Origin of the sequence: Streptomyces sp. NPDC013187 (assembly GCF_042899705.1) — a bacterium.
GTDB lineage: Bacteria > Actinomycetota > Actinomycetes > Streptomycetales > Streptomycetaceae > Streptomyces > Streptomyces hawaiiensis_A.
Genome location: NZ_JBIBAF010000015.1, coordinates 208,602 through 225,262, shown reverse-complemented (window position 1 = coordinate 225,262; position 16,661 = coordinate 208,602). Strand labels below are relative to the sequence as shown.

Sequence of the window (16,661 nt, the reverse complement as noted above, 5' to 3'; positions counted from 1 at the left end):
AGAACCGCGACAAATTCCGGCTGCGCTGTGCATCCGCTGTGCGCAGCACGCCTGTTCAGCGGCCCCCGTACAACTCCCCGTACGACGGCCACGCTCCGCCCGGGCCGTCGACCGGCTCCGCGGCCCGCACGGCCCGGGTGATCGCGCGCGTCACCATGTCGGCGCCCGCAGCCAGGATCTCGTTCAGGGCGAGCGGGTCCGCGGTGTCCAGGGCGCGGTCGCCGGTCGCCAGCGTGAACACCGTGTCCCCGTCGTTGAGGAGATGCACCGGACGCACCGCCCGGGCGATGCCGTCGTGCGCCGTGCCGGCCAGCTTCTGCGCCTGGGCCTTGGTCAGATCCGCGTCCGTGGCGACCACCGCGAGCGTGGTGTTGAGCGGCGGCGGCGTGCTCCTCGCGGCCGTCTCGGCGAGACGCCGCTGCGCGGCCGCGTGGACCTCCGCCCCCGGGTACTCCACCCGGCCCTGGAACAACTCCCCGTACAGCACCCCCGTTTCCGGATCCACCGTCGACCCCGCCGCGTTGGCCACCACCAGCGCGGCCACGGTGATCCCCGAGCCGAGCACCGTGCTCGCGCTGCCGACACCGCCCTTCACCACCCCGACCACGGCCCCCGTGCCCGCGCCCACACACCCCTGTTGCACCTGGGCGCCCAGCTCGCTCGCCGCGGCCGCCTCGACCGCGGCCCGGCCGGTCGCCGCGTCCGGCCGGGCCCGGAAGTCACCGCCCCGCCCCAGGTCGAAGACGCACGCGGCGGGCACCACCGGCACCACATGCGCCGGAGCCGCCCCGACTCGGATTCCACGACCCCGCTCCTCCAGCCACGCCATCACCCCCGAGGCCGCGTCGAGCCCGTAGGCGCTGCCACCGGTCAGCACGACCGCCTCGACCTTGCGCACCACATTGCGCGGGTCGAGCGCGTCCGTCTCCTTGGTGCCGGGCCCACCGCCCCGCACGTCCACGGCTGCCACGGCCCCGCCCTCCGGAGCGAGTACGACCGTGGTGCCGGTGAGCCAACCGTCGCCGGTGCGTGTCGCGTGCCCCACCCGCAGGCCGGAGACATCCGTCAGTGCGTCAACTGTCATGAGTCACAGTCTCGTCCAGCCGTCGGCCTCGGCGGACGCACCGAGCCGGTGGGCGCCGTGTCAGCCCGTGGACGTGCGCGTGGAGGAGAATCCCGGGCGCCCTCACCCGGTGCGCGTCGCCGTCGCGCTCTCCCCGGCCGGCCGGCGCGCGGCCACGGTCTCTCCGGCCACCACCGACAGCGCGCAGACCACGCCCGCCGCGAACACCGCCCAGTGCCCCAGGAACGTGCAGCAGATCACCAGCAGGGCCGTCGTCGGCAGCACCAGCTGCTGGGTGATGCCCCGCTTGAAATGGCGCGAGTGCAGGGCCCACACCGTGAGCAGGTACAGAGCCGTCGGCAGGGTCACGGCAGCCGACGCCGCCAGCGTGGAGATGTGCGCCTTGCCGACCGTCTCCTCCACCGCCACCTCCAGCCCGGCCCCGATCGCCGCCGCGGAGGCGAACACCAGGTAATGGCCGTAACCCCAGAGGAACGCCTGCCGGTTGGATCGCAGATGGCCGTGGATGGGCACCGCGAAGTAGATCCACCAGGCCGCGAAGACGACCAGCAGCCCACCCGCCGCGATGGGGAGGAGCTCGCCCAGCGCGTCGTTCTCGTCGATGCCGGACTTCACCGCGACCGTGGCCGCCGCGATCGTCTCGCCGAGCACGATGATGGTGAACAGCCCGTACCGTTCCGCGATGTGCCGGGGATGCCAGGACGTGATGTGACCCCTCTCCGCGAGGGGTGGCACGCACATCTCCAGCAGCGCCATCACCAGGAACCACCAGGGCCGGGCCCCCTCGGGCAGGAACAGCAGCCCCAGCCAGCCGACCTGGCACGCCAGCACGCCGCCGGCGTAGCGCAGGGCAGTCGTGCGCTCGGGGCCCTCCCCGGCCCGGGCCGCCCGCAGCCACTGCGTCGCCATGGCCACCCGCATGATCGCGTAGCCCAGCCAGACCACGAGGTAGTCGTGTTCCTCGAACGCCTGCGAGACCCCCGCCGCGAGGACCAGCACACCCGCGATCTGCACCAGCGTGACGACCCGGTAGAGGACGTCGTCGTTGTCGTACGCCGAGGCGAACCAGGTGAAGTTCATCCACGCCCACCACAGGGCGAAGAACACCATCGCGTAGTCGAGGATGCCCTGGCCCGCGTGCCCCTCGGCGACGGAGTGCACCAGCTCGATGCCCGCCTGGGCGACGGCCACGACGAAGCACAGGTCGAAGAAGAGCTCCAGCGGCGAGGCCGTCCGGTGCGCCTCGTCGCGGCCACGGGCCCGGAGCCTGCGCAGCGGTCCCCGGCCGCCGGGCGCGCCGGAGGGGACGGGCGGGGGAGTGGGGCTGGACGTCATGCGTCCCAGCAGAGCAGAAGGCGCGGGGAATTTCTCCGCGACCGTACCCTGGTTGCATGAGTACCGTCCCCGGCCCCGAGCCGCGTGAGCCGAAGCCCGCGCTGGTCTTCGACGACCCGCTCGACCAGCAGTCCTCCGACGACACCGACCGAGGCTGGGGCGAGCGCACCGACTCCGGCGGCAGTGCGGCGGACCTCAAGCGCTTCCTGGACGAGAAGCCGCCCCACCACATCTGAACCGGCCGGGCGGCCGCCCCAGCGGGCTTCCGAGCCGCCCGCCCGGGCCTACGAGCTGTCCGCGCCGGCTTCCCGGCCGCCGGCGCCCGCTTCCACACCGCCCGGACCGCTCCCCGCAGGGCCGTTACTGCCGGTCGTGTCCCGAGCCGCGCTGGGCGACCAGGGCGTCCCGGATCTCCTTCAGGACCTCCAGCTCGGTCACCTCGATGATCTCCTGCGTGCCCTCCTTGGCCTTCCGGCGGGCCTCCTGCCGGGCCAGGTACTTCGCCATGGGCAGGACCATCAGGAAGTAGACGACCGCCGCGGTGATCACGAAGCTCAGGGTGGCGCCCAGGACGGAGCCCCACATGATCTGGATGCCCTGCTCGCCCCTGCAGGCCGAGCTCAGGCACGAGCTGTAGTGGTCGAGATTCTTGGTCCCGATGGCTCCCACGACCGGGTTGATGATCCCCTTCACCACGGCGTTCACGATGTTGGTGAAGGCGGCACCGATCACCACCGCCACCGCCAGATCGACGACGTTCCCGCGCATCAGGAAGGCCTTGAAGCCCTGCAGGACGCTCGGCTCCTTCTTCTCGCTCACCTCGGGGCGTCTCCTCACATGAGCAGCTTGTGGAACAAAACGCTCCGCAACCTATGTCAACGCCGGGCCGAGACGGGAACCTGGGTCCCACAACTAGGAACCAGGGTTCCCCGAACGTCACCACAACGTCACCGCCAACCGCCCGGTCGCACCCGCACCCGCCAGCCGCGCCGCGACGGCCCGCGGCACCGACAGCACGACCAGTGCCCCGCTCTCGCCCGCGTCCTCCACGGACTCCGGCACCTTCGTCACCCGAGCCCCGCGCGCCACCACCTTGGCGTCGCCCCCCGGCACCGCCCCCTCTGCGGCGATGACGTCGACCCGGTCGCCGGGCCGCAGCAGCCGCACGGTGGCCGCGTCGGAGATCCGGACCGGTGCGGTCACCGACCCCGCGGCACGACGCGGGTGCGCGGGCTGCTGCCCGGACATCGTCGCCGTGTGCGCGGGAGGCCGGGCCCGGGGATGACCACGGGCGCCGTCGGTATCGCGTGGACCCGCCGCCACGAGCGCGGTCGCCGTGATCGCGAGTCCGACGGCCAGGGCCCGCCGCCGGTGCCGGACGAGCCGGCCGGAGCGGTGACCCCCGCGCACCCGTACCGGGTCGAACCGCGGCACCTCACGGGTCGCGGGCACTTCCGCCCCGGGCGGACCCGAGGCGAGCGACCAGGAGGGAGGAGAGGACACGACGGAGGAACGAGCGAAGGGCACGGAGACCACCACCTGCGACGAGGGACCGGCTTGCGCTTCCCACGATGAGGCCTCGCGCCACCGCCCGCTCAAGCCTGTGGACCACCATCCGGCCTGGGGACAACTCCCTCACCCGAACGGGACGTTCCACCACCCACGCCCACGCCCCGAAACGCCCCCTGCCCCTAAACCCCCGGCCTGGGAACGCCCCCGGCCCGGAGACGCCCCCGGCCCCGAAACGCCGCCCCCTGCCCCTAAACCCCCGGCCCGGAGACGCCCCCGGGCCCCGAAACGCCCCCGCGTCACACAGCCGCCTACGGCAGCACGAACCCCGGATCCATCCCGCCCAGCGCACTCACACACAGACAGTCCCGCTCGCCCTCCGCGGGCAACCCGGCCACCGCGTCGAACAGCACCCCCCGCAGCCGGTCCACGTTCGCCGCGAACACCCGGAGCACCTCGTCGTGCGAGACCCCCTCACCCGTCTCGGCACCCGCGTCGAGGTCGGTGACCAGGGTCAGGGACGTGTAGCAGAGCTCCAGCTCCCGGGCGAGCGCCGCCTCGGGATGACCGGTCATGCCCACCACCGACCAGCCCTGCGCCTGGTGCCACAACGATTCCGCGCGGGTCGAGAAGCGCGGCCCCTCGACGACGACCAGCGTGCCGCCGTCCACCGGCTCCCAGTCCCGGCCGCGCGCCGCCTTCAGCGCGACGGCCCGCCCGGCGGGGCAGTAGGGGTCGGCCAGCGACACGTGCACCACGTTCGGCACCGAGCCGTCGGGCAGCGGCAGCCCGTCGAAGAAGGTGCCCGCGCGGGACTTCGTGCGGTCGACCAGCTGGTCCGGGACCAGCAGCGTGCCCGGCCCGTACTCGGGGCGCAGGCCGCCCACGGCGCACGGGGCGAGGACCTGGCGTACGCCGACCGAGCGCAGCGCCCACAGGTTGGCGCGGTAGTTGATCCCGTGCGGCGGCAGGTGGTGGCCCCGTCCGTGCCGCGGCAGGAAGGCGACCCGCCGGCCGGCGACGTCACCGAGGAAGAGGGAGTCGCTGGGCGGCCCGTACGGGGTGTCGACCTGGATCTCGGTCACGTCGTCGAGGAAGGAGTAGAACCCCGAGCCGCCGATGACGCCGATCCCGGCGCCTGCCCTGTCCGTCGCGTTCGCCTTGTTCGCCATGACCGCACCCTAACCGCAGGCGGAAACGCCGAGGACCCCGTCGCCCGAGGGCGACAGGGTCCCGTAAAGAATCAGGCCTTACGCGGCGGTGGTGCTGCTGGAGGAGCTGCCGGTGCTCGACGACGAGCTCGAAGCGGAGCTCGACGAGCCGGAGTCGGAGGACGAGGAGCCCGAGGACGAGCCGCTCGACGACTTCGCCGCCGGGGAGCTGCTCGACGAGGAGCCGCGGCTGTCGTTCCGGTAGAAGCCGGAGCCCTTGAAGACAATGCCGACCGCCGAGAACACCTTCTTCAGGCGGCCCTGGCAGCTGGGGCACTCGGTGAGGGCGTCGTCAGTGAACTTCTGCACCGCCTCGAGGCCCTCGCCGCACGCGGTGCACTGGTACTGGTAGGTCGGCACTGTCTTCCTCCTGGCACTCTCACTCGATGAGTGCTAACGACGATCCATAGTGACGTATTCCGGCCGCTCAGTCCACTGCCACCGGCACGCGGTGACCCACGCCACGTGCGACGGTCCGTCCGGTCGCCCGCGCCGCCAGCCGGGAGCGCAGCGCCAGGAGGGTCGCCAGGGCCAGCACCGTGCCGCCCATCGGCACCAGGAAACCGGCGCCCGACCAGAAGCGGTCCTCCAGCTGCCCGGCGGCCGTGACGGCGGCGGCCTGGCCGAGCGCCACCGCTCCGGTCAGCCAGGTGAAGGCCTCGGTGCGGGCACCGGCCGGGACCAGGCTGTCGACCAGGGTGTAGCCGGTGATCAGGGCGGGCGCGATGCACATGCCGACCAGCAGACCGAGGCCGGCGAGGACCGGCACGGAGTGGGCGGCCCACAGGCCGGACGCGGCCAGGGCGAGCGCCGCGTAGCCGATGACCAGGCGCCGCTGCGGGGCCGCCTTCCAGGCGATCGCGCCGCAGACCACGCCGGAGAGCATGTTGCCCGCGGCGAAGACGCCGTAGAGGACGCCGTTCAGGCCCGGTTCGCCGATCGACTCGGTGAACGCGGCCAGGGAGACCTGCATGCCGCCGAAGACGGTGCCGATGCCCAGGAAGGTCACGATCAGCACGCGCACTCCGGGGACGCGCAGTGCCGAAGCGTGCTCCACGCGCGCGTGCCCGCTGCCGGCGACCGAGGGCTGCGTGCTCTTCTGCGCGGCGAACAGCAGGCCGCCGATCAGGGTCAGCGAGGCTTCCGTGATGAGCCCGGCGGCCGGGTCGACGGCCGTGCACAGGGCGGTGGCCAGGAGCGGTCCGACCACGAAGGTCAGTTCGTCCGTGACGGACTCGAAGGCCGCGGCGGTGGTCATCAGCGGCGAGTCCTTGAGCTTCACGCCCCAGCGGGCCCGCACCATCGGGCCGACCTGCGGCACCGAGGCGCCGGTCGGAACGGCCGCCGCGAACACCGCCCACAGGGGCGCGTCCAGCAGCGCGAGCGCGGTCAGCGTCAGACCGGACACCGCGTGCAGCAGCACGCCGGGGATCAGCACGGCGCGCTGCCCGTAGCGGTCGGCGAGGCGGCCGCTGTAGGGCGCGAACAGGGCCATGGAGACACCGGTGACGGCCGCGGCGGCGCCCGCCGCTCCGTAGGAGCCGGTGGTGTGCTGCACCAGCAGCACGATGGAGATGGTCAGCATCGCGAACGGCTGGCGTGCCGCGAAGCCGGGGATCAGGAACGTCCAGGCGCCGCGGGTGCGCAGCAGCCGGCCGTATCCCGGGCGGGCGGAAGCCGTCGGGTTCTCCGACGCCTTCGAGGTGACCGTGGACGCCACGGCCCGTGCCTTTCTGCCGCCTGGTAGCGCGGCCCGGTAGCGGGCGGCGCCGAGAGCTGTCCTCTTGCGCGGAACTGCGGTAGATGCCGGGGCCCGGTGAGGAGGGGTGTCCCGACCGCCATACGGTCGCGCCAGCTCTGCGTCAGGCAGAGTTGGTTCGATCTGGGTAACGCCTTCATCGTACAGGGATCAAGGTGGGGTGCGCCTGTGAAAGTGAGCACCATGAGCTGCCCGCCCTGTGAATCACAAACGGTGCAAAGCGCCCTCTCAGGCGCTGGTCCCGCCCGTCCCCAGCCAGCCGGCCAGCTTGCCGCCGTGTCCCACGGCCCGCAGCCGGTTCTCGGTCGCGTCCCGGACGGGGTCCGTGGCGACCACGAGGAGCTCGTCTCCGCGCTGCAGAATCGTCGTCGGCAGCGGAACGAAGGACTCGCCGCCGCGCACGATGAGGGTCACGGCCGCGCCGTGCGGCAGCCGCAGCTCGGCCACCTCCACACCGTGCATCTTCGATTCGCCGGGGATCGCCACGGACAGCAGATGCCCGCGCAGCCGCTCCAGCGGCGCCGACTCGATGCCGAGGTCGGCGGCCTCCGAACCGTCGCCGAGTCGCAGCTTGCGGCCCAGCCACGGCAGTGTCGGGCCCTGGACCAGGGTGTAGACGACGACCAGCACGAAGACGATGTTGAAGATCCGGCGGCTGGCGTCGACGCCCTGCACCATGGGGATGGTCGCCAGGATGATGGGCACGGCGCCGCGCAGTCCCGCCCAGGACATCAGGGTCTGCTCCTGCCAGGGCACCCGGAACGGCGACAGGCAGAGCACCACGCTCAGCGGCCGGGCCACCATGGTCAGGACCAGCCCGATGACCAGCGCGGGGACGATGTCGTCACCCAGCTCGTGCGGGGTGACCAGCAGGCCGAGCAGGACGAACATGCCGATCTGGGCCATCCAGCCGAGCCCGTCGGCGAACCCGCGCGTGGCCGGCCAGTGCGGCAGGCGCGCGTTGCCCATCGCCATCGCGGCGAGGTACACCGCGAGGAAGCCGCTGCCGTGGGCCAGCGCGCCGGCCGCGTACGCCACCACGGCGATCGCCATGACCGCGATCGGGTAGAGACCGGACGCGGGCAGCGCCACGTGCCTGAGGCCCCAGGAGCCCAGCCAGCCCACCGCGAGCCCGATGGCCGCGCCGATGGCCAGTTCCCCCACGATCACGCCCAGCAGCGTGTACCAGTGCTCGACCGGACCGGCCGTGGACAGGGACACCACGAGGATGACCACCGGGGCGTCGTTGAAGCCGGACTCCGCCTCCAGCGTGCCCGTCACGCGCGCGGGCAGCGGGATCTTGCGCAGCACCGAGAAGACGGCCGCCGCGTCCGTCGAGGAGACGACCGCCCCGATGATGAGCGCCTGCCGCCACTCCAGCCCGATCAGATAGTGCGCGGCCGACGCCGTGACCCCGACGCTCACCGCGACACCGGCCAGCGCCAGTGCCGTGGCGGCCGGCAGGGCCGGCTTGATCTCCTTCCACTTCGTGCCCAGACCGCCCTCGGCCAGAATCACGACCAGGGCCGCGTACCCGATGACCTGGGTCAGCTCGGCGTTGTCGAAGTGGATGTCGCCCACGCCGTCCTGGCCCATGGCGACGCCTATCCCCAGGTACACGAGCAGGCTGGGGAGCCCGCTGCGCGAGGAGATCCGTACCGCTGCGACGGCGACGAGCAGGACGAGCGAGCAGACGAGCAGGAGCTGGTTGAGGTGGTGAACAGTCAGCGGCCGATTCCTTCCCTGGCCCGCACGCACGCGCGCGTGGGCTCACGTACATCGCACATGAAGCTGTGGCGCAGCGCGCCAACTACTTCGTTACCTTACCTAACTCTTGACGATTTCTTGACGCTTCCGGGGGCAAGATCGAACGCCAGTCCGTGCCGGTTCCCGACTCCGCGTCAAGGCGCGGAAGGCCCTGCGCCTATCGTTGCTCCAGCGCTCAGTTAAAAGCACAGCCGAACCTGCCGCTCGCGTTAGGACAGCAAGGACAGCGATGCCCCCCAACACCACCGCCTCCACGGGTCAGCAGCCCGGCAAGTCCGGCAGGAGAAAGGGGCGCAAAGCCCGCCTAATCGTGCTCGTCCTGGTGCTGGCCCTCATAGGGGGCGTGGCCTACGGGTCGTACTGGTCCATCAGTACCGTCCGGGCCTCCTTCCCGCAGACCAAGGGCACCCTGACGTTGAAGGGTCTCTCGGGCCCCGTCGAGGTCAAACGCGACAACTACGGCATCCCGCAGATCTACGCCTCCTCCGACGCGGACCTGTTCATGGCGCAGGGCTACGTCCAGGCGCAGGACCGGTTCTACGAGATGGACGTCCGCCGCCACATGGCCTCCGGCCGGCTCTCGGAGATGTTCGGCAAGAGCCAGGTCGACAACGACGAGTTCCTGCGCACCCTCGGCTGGGACAGGGTCGCCAAGCAGGAGTACGACACCAAGCTGTCGGCCACCACGAAGAAGTACCTCCAGGCCTACGCCGAGGGAGTCAACTCCTACCTCCAGGGCAAGGACGGCGAGGACATCTCCCTGGAGTACGCGGCGCTGGGCTTCACCAACGACTACAAGCCGCAGGCGTGGACCCCGGTCGACTCGATCTCCTGGCTGAAGGCGATGGCCTGGGACCTGCGCGGCAACATGCAGGACGAGATCGACCGCGCCCTGCTGACCAGCCGCCTCGGCCCGAAGCAGATCGCCGACCTGTACCCGCAGTACCCGTACAGCCGGAACAAGGCGATCGTCCAGGAGGGCCAGTACAACGAGCTGGCGGGGGCGTTCGAGCAGGGCGGCACGAGTGGCACGTCCGGCACGAGCGGCACCTCCGGCGCCAACGGGACCGGCGGTACCTCCACCGGCACCGCGTCGGGCGGCTCCGGCACAGGCGGCACCGGCTCCGGCACGGGCGGCACCGGCTCCGGTACGGCGGGCACCGCCTCCGGCACCTCGGGCACCGCGGGCCTGGACAGCCAGCTCGGCGGCCTCACCGACGTCCTGGACGACCTCCCGCCGGCCGTCGGCGTGAACGGCGACGGCATCGGCTCCAACTCCTGGGTCGTCGGCGGGACGCACACCATCACCGGCAAGCCGCTGCTGGCCAACGACCCGCACCTGTCGCCCTCCCTGCCGTCCGTCTGGTACCAGATGGGCCTGCACTGCCGCAGCGTCTCCAGCACCTGCCAGTACGACGTCAGCGGCTACACCTTCGCCGGCATGCCCGGCGTGATAATCGGTCACAACCAGGACATCGCCTGGGGCATGACCAACTCCGGCGTGGACGTCACGGACCTCTACCTGGAGAAGATCACCGGCAACGGCTACCTGTACGACGGCAAGGTCAAGCCCTTCGAGACGCGCGAGGAGACCATCAAGGTCGCCGGGGGCAAGCCCAAGAAGATCGTCGTGCGGCAGACCGAGGACGGGATGCCCCTGCTGTCCGACCGCGACGAAGAGCTCGTCAAGGTCGGCAAGAAGGCCACCGTCGACACCGCCGCGCCCGACAGAGGTGACGGCTACGGCGTCGCGCTGCGCTGGACCGCCCTGCAGCCCGGCACCACCATGGACGCCGTCTTCGCCATGGACAGGGCGAAGAACTGGGGCGACTTCCGCAAGGCCGCCTCGCAGTTCGAGGTGCCCTCGCAGAACCTGATCTACGCCGACAACGAGAACCACATCGGCTACACACTGCCCGGGAAGATCCCCATCCGCGCGAAGAAGGACAACGGCTCCATCCCGGCGCCCGGATGGGACCCCGGGTACCGCTGGACCGGCTACATCCCGCAGGACGCGCTGCCCTACGAGTTGGACCCGAAGCGCGGCTACATCGTCACCGCCAACCAGGCCGTGATCGACCCGGACGAGTACCCCTACACGCTCACCGCGGACTGGGGTTACGGCGCGCGCAGCCAGCGGATCACCGACCTGATCCAGTCGAAGATCAAGGACGGCGGCAAGATCTCCACGGACGACATGCGCCAGATGCAGCTGGACAACAGCAGTGAGATCGCCCGGCTGCTGGTGCCCACCCTGCTGAAGATCGACCCGGAGAACAAGGACGTCCGCGAGGCGCAGAAGCTCCTGGAGGGCTGGGACTACACCCAGGACGCCGACTCCGCGGCGGCCGCCTACTTCAACGCCGTCTGGCGCAACATCCTCAAGCTCGCCTTCGGCAACAAGCTGCCCAAGGAGCTGCGGCCCAAGGGCCAGTGCCTGTGGGTGGAGCCGGTCAACACCACCGGCCCGGCCGACGAGGCCGAGAAGGTCCGCGAGTGCGGCCAGCGCGACCCCGATAAGGCTCAGCCGGACGGCGGCGATCGCTGGTTCGAGGTGGTCCGGGGGCTCATGGCCCAGCCGGACAGCGACTGGTGGACGACCCCCGAGGTGGGCACCCGCCCCGCCGCCCACAACCGCGACCAGCTGTTCAAGCGGGCCATGATCGACGCCCGCTGGGAGCTGACCGCCGAGCTCGGCAAGGACATCGACACCTGGAGCTGGGGCCGGTTGCACCGCCTGTTCCTGAAGAACCAGACCCTCGGCACCTCGGGCCCCGGTTTCATCCAGTACGCCCTCAACCGCGGCCCCTGGGAGCTCGGCGGCGGCGAGGCCACCGTCAACGCGACCGGCTGGAACGCGGCCGGCGGCTACGGGGTGGTGTGGGTGCCGTCCATGCGGATGGTGGTGAACCTCGGCGACCTCGACAAGTCGAAGTGGATCAACCTCACCGGCGCCTCCGGGCACGCCTACAGCGCCCACTACGTCGACCAGACCGACAAGTGGGCCGACGGCGAACTGCTGCCGTGGGCCTTCTCGGACCAGGCGGTCGAGAAGAGCACGGCCGACAAGCTGGTGCTCAAGCCGTGAGCCACTGACGCCGGCAAGCCACTGACGCCGGCAGGACGGGCGGCCCTCCACGCACGCGTGGAGGGCCGCTTCGCGTCAGGGCGCCTGCCCGAACCGCCGTACCCCCGACGGTGTCACCACCGCGTGCACCGGCCGGTCGTGCGGCTCCTCCGGGACGTGTCCGACGACCTCGGAGTCGTACAGCAGTACCACCAGGGCGGGATGAGCGCCCGCCCGCTCCAGCCGTGCGAGGACCCGGTCGTACGAGCCGCCGCCCCGCCCGAGCCGCATCCCGCGCTCGTCCACCGCGAGCCCGGGCAGCAGTACGGTGTCGGCGGTGGTCACGGCATCCGGCCCGAGACGCTCGCCCGCGGGCTCCAGGAGGGCCATCCTGCCGCCGTGCCGGACGGGCGCGAGCGAGCCCTCGCCCTCGTACGCGCCCCAGTCGAGGTCGTTGTCGGGCAGCAGGACCGGCAGCAGTACGCGCACGCCCCGGGTGCGCAGGGCATCCAGAAGCGCGAGGGTGCCGGGTTCACTCCCCACGGAGACGTACGCGGCGACCGTGCCGGCCCCCGCCAACTCGGGCAGCCCCAGCGCCCGCCCGGCCAGCGCGGCCGACGTTTCCCGCAGGTCATCCGCCGTCAACCTGCTCCTCACCGCGAGGAACCCGCGCCGCAAACTCCGCTTGTCAGGCTCGCCCGGACGTGCGATAGGCCTCAATGGTTGCTCCCGTACCGTCGCAATACGCTCATATGAGCTCCTATGAACCGGAGCCACAGATTCCATGCAAAGGCACCGGATAGGGTGGCCGACATGACTCAGCACCCTCGGATCAGCAAGGCTGTCATTCCCGCAGCAGGCCTCGGCACCCGGTTCCTGCCGGCCACCAAAGCCACTCCCAAGGAGATGCTGCCGGTCGTGGACAAGCCCGCGATCCAGTACGTGGTCGAGGAGGCCGTCGCGGCGGGTCTCGACGATGTCCTCATGGTGACGGGCCGCAACAAGCGCCCCCTCGAGGACCACTTCGACCGCAACTACGAACTGGAGTCGGCCCTCCAGAAGAAGGGCGACGCCGGCCGTCTCGCCAAGGTGCAGGAGTCCAGCGACCTCGCGACCATGCACTACGTCCGTCAGGGCGACCCCAAGGGCCTCGGCCACGCCGTCCTGTGCGCCGCCCCGCACGTCGGCGACGAGCCCTTCGCGGTCCTCCTCGGCGACGACCTCATCGACCCCCGCGATCCGCTGCTGCAGCGCATGGTCGAGGTCCAGGAGCAGCGCGGCGGCAGCGTCATCGCGCTCATGGAGGTCGCCCCCGAGCAGATCCACCTCTACGGCTGCGCGGCCGTGGAGACCACCGAGGACAGCGACGTCGTCCAGGTCAGCGGCCTCATCGAGAAGCCCGACCCGGCCGACGCGCCCTCCAACTACGCCGTCATCGGCCGCTACGTCCTCGACCCCCACATCTTCGACATACTGCGCCGGACCGAGCCCGGCCGCGGCGGCGAGATCCAGCTCACCGACGCCCTCCAGCAGCTCGCCGAGACGTATACATCAGCGGCTACCGCCGCGGAGAAGATCGGCGGCCCGGTGCACGGCGTCGTCTTCAAGGGCCGCCGCTATGACACCGGCGACCGCGGCGACTACCTGCGTGCCATTGTCCGACTCGCATGCGAACGTGAAGACCTGGGCCCGGACTTCCGGACCTGGCTTCGCAGTTACGTAGCCGAGGAGATGTAGCACGTTGAGCAGCGCCGCGCCCCACGTCACCGGCCAGGACGACTTCGGCCCCGACCACCTCTGGTCGGTGGACGAGCACCTGGAGGACATCCTCGCCACCGTCAGGCCCCTGGAACCCATCGAGCTGCACCTGCTCGACGCCCAGGGCTGCGTCCTCGTCGAGGACATCACGGTGCCGGTGTCCCTGCCGCCCTTCGACAACAGCTCGATGGACGGCTACGCGGTACGGGTCGCGGACGTCGCGGGCGCGAGCGAGGAGTTCCCGGCGGCCCTGGAGGTCGTCGGGGACGTCGCTGCCGGCCAGGCCGAACTGCTCCACGTGGGCCCCGGCCAGGCCGCCCGCATCATGACCGGCGCCCCCCTGCCGCCCGGCGCCGAGGCGGTCGTGCCCGTCGAGTGGACCGACGGCGGACTCGGCGAGGGCCCGGTGCGCGGCATGCTCGCCCGCAGCCTCGGCCCCGAGGGCGCCACCGGGCACGTGCAGGTGTACCGCCCGGCCGAGGCCCGCGCGCACGTGCGCGCGAAGGGCAGCGACGTGAAGGCCGGCGACCGCGCCCTGGAGGCCGGCACCGTGCTCGGCCCGCCCCAGATCTCCCTGCTCGCCGCGATCGGCCGCGGCACCGCCCGGGTACGCCCGCGCCCGCGCGTGGTGGTGCTCTCCACCGGAAGCGAACTCGTCCAGCCGGACACGGAACTGGGCACCGGTCAGATCTACGACTCCAACAGCTTCGCCCTCACCGCCGCCGCCCGCGACGCCGGCGCCATCGCCTACCGCGTGGGAGCCGTCGCCGACGACGCCGAGACCCTGCGCTCCACCATCGAGGACCAGCTGGTCCGCGCCGACCTGGTGGTGACCACGGGAGGTGTGAGTGTCGGCGCGTACGACGTGGTCAAGGAGGCCCTGTCCCACGTCGGCGACGAGGACGAGGCCGGCAGCGGCATCGAGTTCCGCAAGCTCGCCATGCAGCCCGGCAAGCCCCAGGGCTTCGGCTCCATCGGCCCCGACCACACCCCGCTGCTGGCCCTGCCCGGCAACCCGGTGTCGTCGTACGTCTCCTTCGAACTGTTCGTCCGCCCCGCGATCCGCACCCTCATGGGGCTGAAGGACGTCCACCGTCCGACGACCCGGGCGACCCTGTCCGCCGACACGGCACTGACCTCCCCGAAGGGCCGCCGGCAGTTCCTGCGCGGCACGTACGCCGCCGGCAAGGTCACGCCGGTCGGTGGCGCCGGGTCCCACCTGGTCGCCGCCCTCGCCCACGCGGACGCTCTGATCACCGTCCCCGAGGACACCGTCTCCGTCGAACCCGGCACCGAGGTCGAGGTGGTCCTGCTCGGCCGATAGCCGCTGGTTGGGGGTACCGTGTCGCGCACAACAGGCCCGTGCGCCGCACCGCGACGGGCCCGGACCGGGAGCGCCACACAGCATGAGCACGCAGGACCCACCCCCGCAGGACGGCCGTGCGCCGGACCGGCTGACGCACATCGACGAGGCGGGCGCCGCCCGCATGGTCGACGTGTCGGAGAAGGACGTGACCGCGCGCACCGCCCGCGCCAGCGGACGCGTCCTCGTCTCGCCCCGTGTGATCGAGCTGCTGCGCGGCGAGGGTGTCCCGAAGGGCGACGCCCTCGCGACCGCGCGGATCGCGGGGATCATGGGCGCCAAACGCACCCCTGACCTGATCCCGCTCTGTCACCCGTTGTCGGTGTCCGGTGTGAAACTGGACCTGTCGGTCGCGGACGACGCCGTGGAGATCCTGGCCACCGTGAAGACGACGGATCGCACGGGTGTCGAGATGGAGGCCCTCACCGCGGTCTCCGTCGCCGCGCTCACCGTGATCGACATGGTCAAGGCGGTCGACAAGGGAGCGGTCATCACGGACGTACGGGTGGAGGAGAAGACGGGCGGCAAGTCGGGCGACTGGAGCCGGTCATGACGTATCGCGCGCTCGTCGTCACGGCCTCGAACCGGGCCGCCGCCGGGATCTACGAGGACAAGGGCGGCCCGATGGTCGCCGACGGCCTGAAGGGCTTCGGCTTCGAGGTCGACGGCCCCCAGGTCGTCCCCGACGGTGACCCCGTGGAGGCCGCCCTGCGCGCCGGTGTCGACGCCGGCTACGACGTCATCGTCACCACCGGCGGCACAGGCATCTCGCCCACCGACCGCACGCCCGAGGCGACCCGCCGCGTGATCGACCACGAGGTGCCGGGCATCGCCGAGGCCATCCGGGCGTTCGGCCGCCAGAAGGTGCCGACCGCGGCGCTCTCCCGGGGCCTGGCCGGAGTGGCGGGCGGCACGCTGATCGTCAATCTGCCCGGCTCCAGCGGCGGTGTGAAGGACGGCCTCGCCGTCCTGGAGCCGCTGCTCGTCCACGCCGTCGAGCAGCTCAGGGGCGGCGACCACCCCAGACCCGGCAGCGGGGGTGCGAGCTGAACAGCCCATCCTGGCCCGTGGAGCTGGTGGACGGTGACATCGTCCTTCGGCCGATAAAGCTGCGCGACCAGCGGGCCTGGCGCGAGGTCAACCGGCGCAACCGCGACTGGCTGCGCCCCTGGGAGGCGACGATCCCGCCGCCCGCACCGGGCGGGCCGATGGCGCACCGCCCCACCTTCCGCCAGATGGTCCGGCATCTGAGGTCGGAGGCGAACGCGGGCCGGATGCTGCCCTTCGTCATCGAGTACCAGGGGCGGCTGGTCGGGCAGTTGACCGTCGCCGGGATCACCTGGGGCTCGATGTGCTCGGGGCACGTCGGTTACTGGGTGGACGAGTCGGTGGCCGGACGCGGGGTGATGCCGACGTCGGTTGCGCTCGTCGTGGACCACTGTTTCCGCACCGTCGGACTGCACCGCATCGAAGTCTGCATTCGCCCGGAGAACGGGCCGAGCCGCCGGGTCGTGGAAAAGCTCGGATTCCGCGAGGAGGGGCTGCGGCCGCGCTATCTCCACATCGACGGAGCGTGGCGTGACCATCTCGTCTTCGCCCTCACGGCCGAGGAGGTGCCGGACGGCTTGCTGAAGCGCTGGCACCGGGCACGGTCGCAGAGCAACCCCGGAATGCGGCATCACCCCGGAAATTGAATATGTGTTCGAAATTGATCGGTCGATGACCGTCTCAGGGCAATGAATTCCCGGCCTGAGCGGTCTGCTGATCGCATCGGTCACAAAAAAAGTTCGAAATATCAGCCAGATCGT

Annotated in this window: 16 protein-coding genes; 7 read left to right on the top strand and 9 right to left on the bottom strand. The window is 71.4% G+C overall.

The window, feature by feature from the left end; genetic code table 11:
* Positions 1-55: 55 nt before the first annotated feature.
* Both ACFY5B_RS29990 and ACFY5B_RS29985 read right to left on the bottom strand, forming a co-directional pair.
* Positions 56-1,084: a P1 family peptidase gene (locus ACFY5B_RS29990; RefSeq protein ID WP_389975217.1), complete on the bottom strand. Its 1,029-nt coding sequence runs from the start codon at positions 1,082-1,084 to the stop codon at positions 56-58.
* 102 nt (positions 1,085-1,186) lie between these two features.
* Positions 1,187-2,419, bottom strand: coding sequence for a low temperature requirement protein A (locus ACFY5B_RS29985; protein ID WP_389975214.1), 1,233 nt, complete (start codon positions 2,417-2,419; stop codon positions 1,187-1,189).
* A 56-nt stretch (positions 2,420-2,475) separates the two neighbouring features.
* Here ACFY5B_RS29985 and ACFY5B_RS29980 point away from each other — a divergent pair, with 56 nt between their 5' ends.
* Entirely contained in the window at positions 2,476-2,655 is a 180-nt protein-coding gene (locus ACFY5B_RS29980) for a hypothetical protein (RefSeq protein WP_053675926.1), read from the top strand.
* A 124-nt stretch (positions 2,656-2,779) separates the two neighbouring features.
* Here ACFY5B_RS29980 and mscL read toward each other — a convergent pair whose 3' ends face one another.
* The 6 genes from mscL to ACFY5B_RS29950 form a co-directional block, all read right to left on the bottom strand.
* Positions 2,780-3,238 carry a large conductance mechanosensitive channel protein MscL gene (mscL, locus tag ACFY5B_RS29975; RefSeq protein ID WP_389975211.1) on the bottom strand — a complete coding sequence of 153 codons (459 nt, stop codon included), beginning with the start codon at positions 3,236-3,238 and terminating at the stop codon, positions 2,780-2,782.
* 117 nt (positions 3,239-3,355) lie between these two features.
* Positions 3,356-3,946 carry a hypothetical protein gene (locus ACFY5B_RS29970; protein WP_389975208.1) on the bottom strand — a complete coding sequence of 197 codons (591 nt, stop codon included), beginning with the start codon at positions 3,944-3,946 and terminating at the stop codon, positions 3,356-3,358.
* Positions 3,947-4,239: 293 nt separating this feature from the next.
* Positions 4,240-5,100, bottom strand: a complete 861-nt coding sequence (locus tag ACFY5B_RS29965; protein WP_389975205.1) for an S-methyl-5'-thioadenosine phosphorylase — start codon at positions 5,098-5,100, stop codon at positions 4,240-4,242.
* A 78-nt stretch (positions 5,101-5,178) separates the two neighbouring features.
* A complete protein-coding gene (locus tag ACFY5B_RS29960; RefSeq protein ID WP_389975202.1) occupies positions 5,179-5,499 on the bottom strand; it encodes an FmdB family zinc ribbon protein in 321 nt (106 codons plus the stop codon).
* A 67-nt stretch (positions 5,500-5,566) separates the two neighbouring features.
* Positions 5,567-6,859: an MFS transporter gene (locus tag ACFY5B_RS29955; RefSeq protein WP_389975199.1), complete on the bottom strand. Its 1,293-nt coding sequence runs from the start codon at positions 6,857-6,859 to the stop codon at positions 5,567-5,569.
* 267 nt (positions 6,860-7,126) lie between these two features.
* Complete coding sequence (locus ACFY5B_RS29950; protein WP_389975196.1) at positions 7,127-8,656, bottom strand: potassium/proton antiporter; 1,530 nt, start codon at positions 8,654-8,656, stop codon at positions 7,127-7,129.
* Positions 8,657-8,894: 238 nt separating this feature from the next.
* On the opposite strand from ACFY5B_RS29950, the gene ACFY5B_RS29945 reads away from it, so the two are divergent.
* Positions 8,895-11,753, top strand: coding sequence for a penicillin acylase family protein (locus ACFY5B_RS29945; RefSeq protein WP_389975193.1), 2,859 nt, complete (start codon positions 8,895-8,897; stop codon positions 11,751-11,753).
* 75 nt (positions 11,754-11,828) lie between these two features.
* Here ACFY5B_RS29945 and ACFY5B_RS29940 read toward each other — a convergent pair whose 3' ends face one another.
* On the bottom strand, positions 11,829-12,377 hold the full coding sequence (locus ACFY5B_RS29940) for a 5-formyltetrahydrofolate cyclo-ligase (protein WP_389975190.1): 549 nt from the start codon (positions 12,375-12,377) through the stop codon (positions 11,829-11,831).
* 168 nt (positions 12,378-12,545) lie between these two features.
* Between ACFY5B_RS29940 and galU the strand changes: the two genes are divergently transcribed.
* The 5 genes from galU to ACFY5B_RS29915 all read left to right on the top strand — a co-directional run bounded on the left by galU (position 12,546) and on the right by ACFY5B_RS29915 (position 16,547).
* Positions 12,546-13,469 carry a UTP--glucose-1-phosphate uridylyltransferase GalU gene (gene galU, locus ACFY5B_RS29935; protein ID WP_389975187.1) on the top strand — a complete coding sequence of 308 codons (924 nt, stop codon included), beginning with the start codon at positions 12,546-12,548 and terminating at the stop codon, positions 13,467-13,469.
* A gap of 4 nt (positions 13,470-13,473) precedes the next feature.
* Entirely contained in the window at positions 13,474-14,814 is a 1,341-nt protein-coding gene (glp, locus tag ACFY5B_RS29930) for a gephyrin-like molybdotransferase Glp (RefSeq protein WP_389975184.1), read from the top strand.
* An 82-nt stretch (positions 14,815-14,896) separates the two neighbouring features.
* Entirely contained in the window at positions 14,897-15,406 is a 510-nt protein-coding gene (moaC, locus tag ACFY5B_RS29925; RefSeq protein ID WP_389975181.1) for a cyclic pyranopterin monophosphate synthase MoaC, read from the top strand.
* On the top strand, positions 15,403-15,903 hold the full coding sequence (locus ACFY5B_RS29920; RefSeq protein ID WP_389975178.1) for a molybdenum cofactor biosynthesis protein B: 501 nt from the start codon (positions 15,403-15,405) through the stop codon (positions 15,901-15,903). The genes moaC and ACFY5B_RS29920 overlap by 4 nt, the downstream gene beginning before the upstream one ends.
* Before the next feature lie 23 nt (positions 15,904-15,926).
* Positions 15,927-16,547, top strand: coding sequence for a GNAT family protein (locus tag ACFY5B_RS29915; RefSeq protein WP_361947298.1), 621 nt, complete (start codon positions 15,927-15,929; stop codon positions 16,545-16,547).
* Positions 16,548-16,661 lie beyond the last annotated feature (114 nt).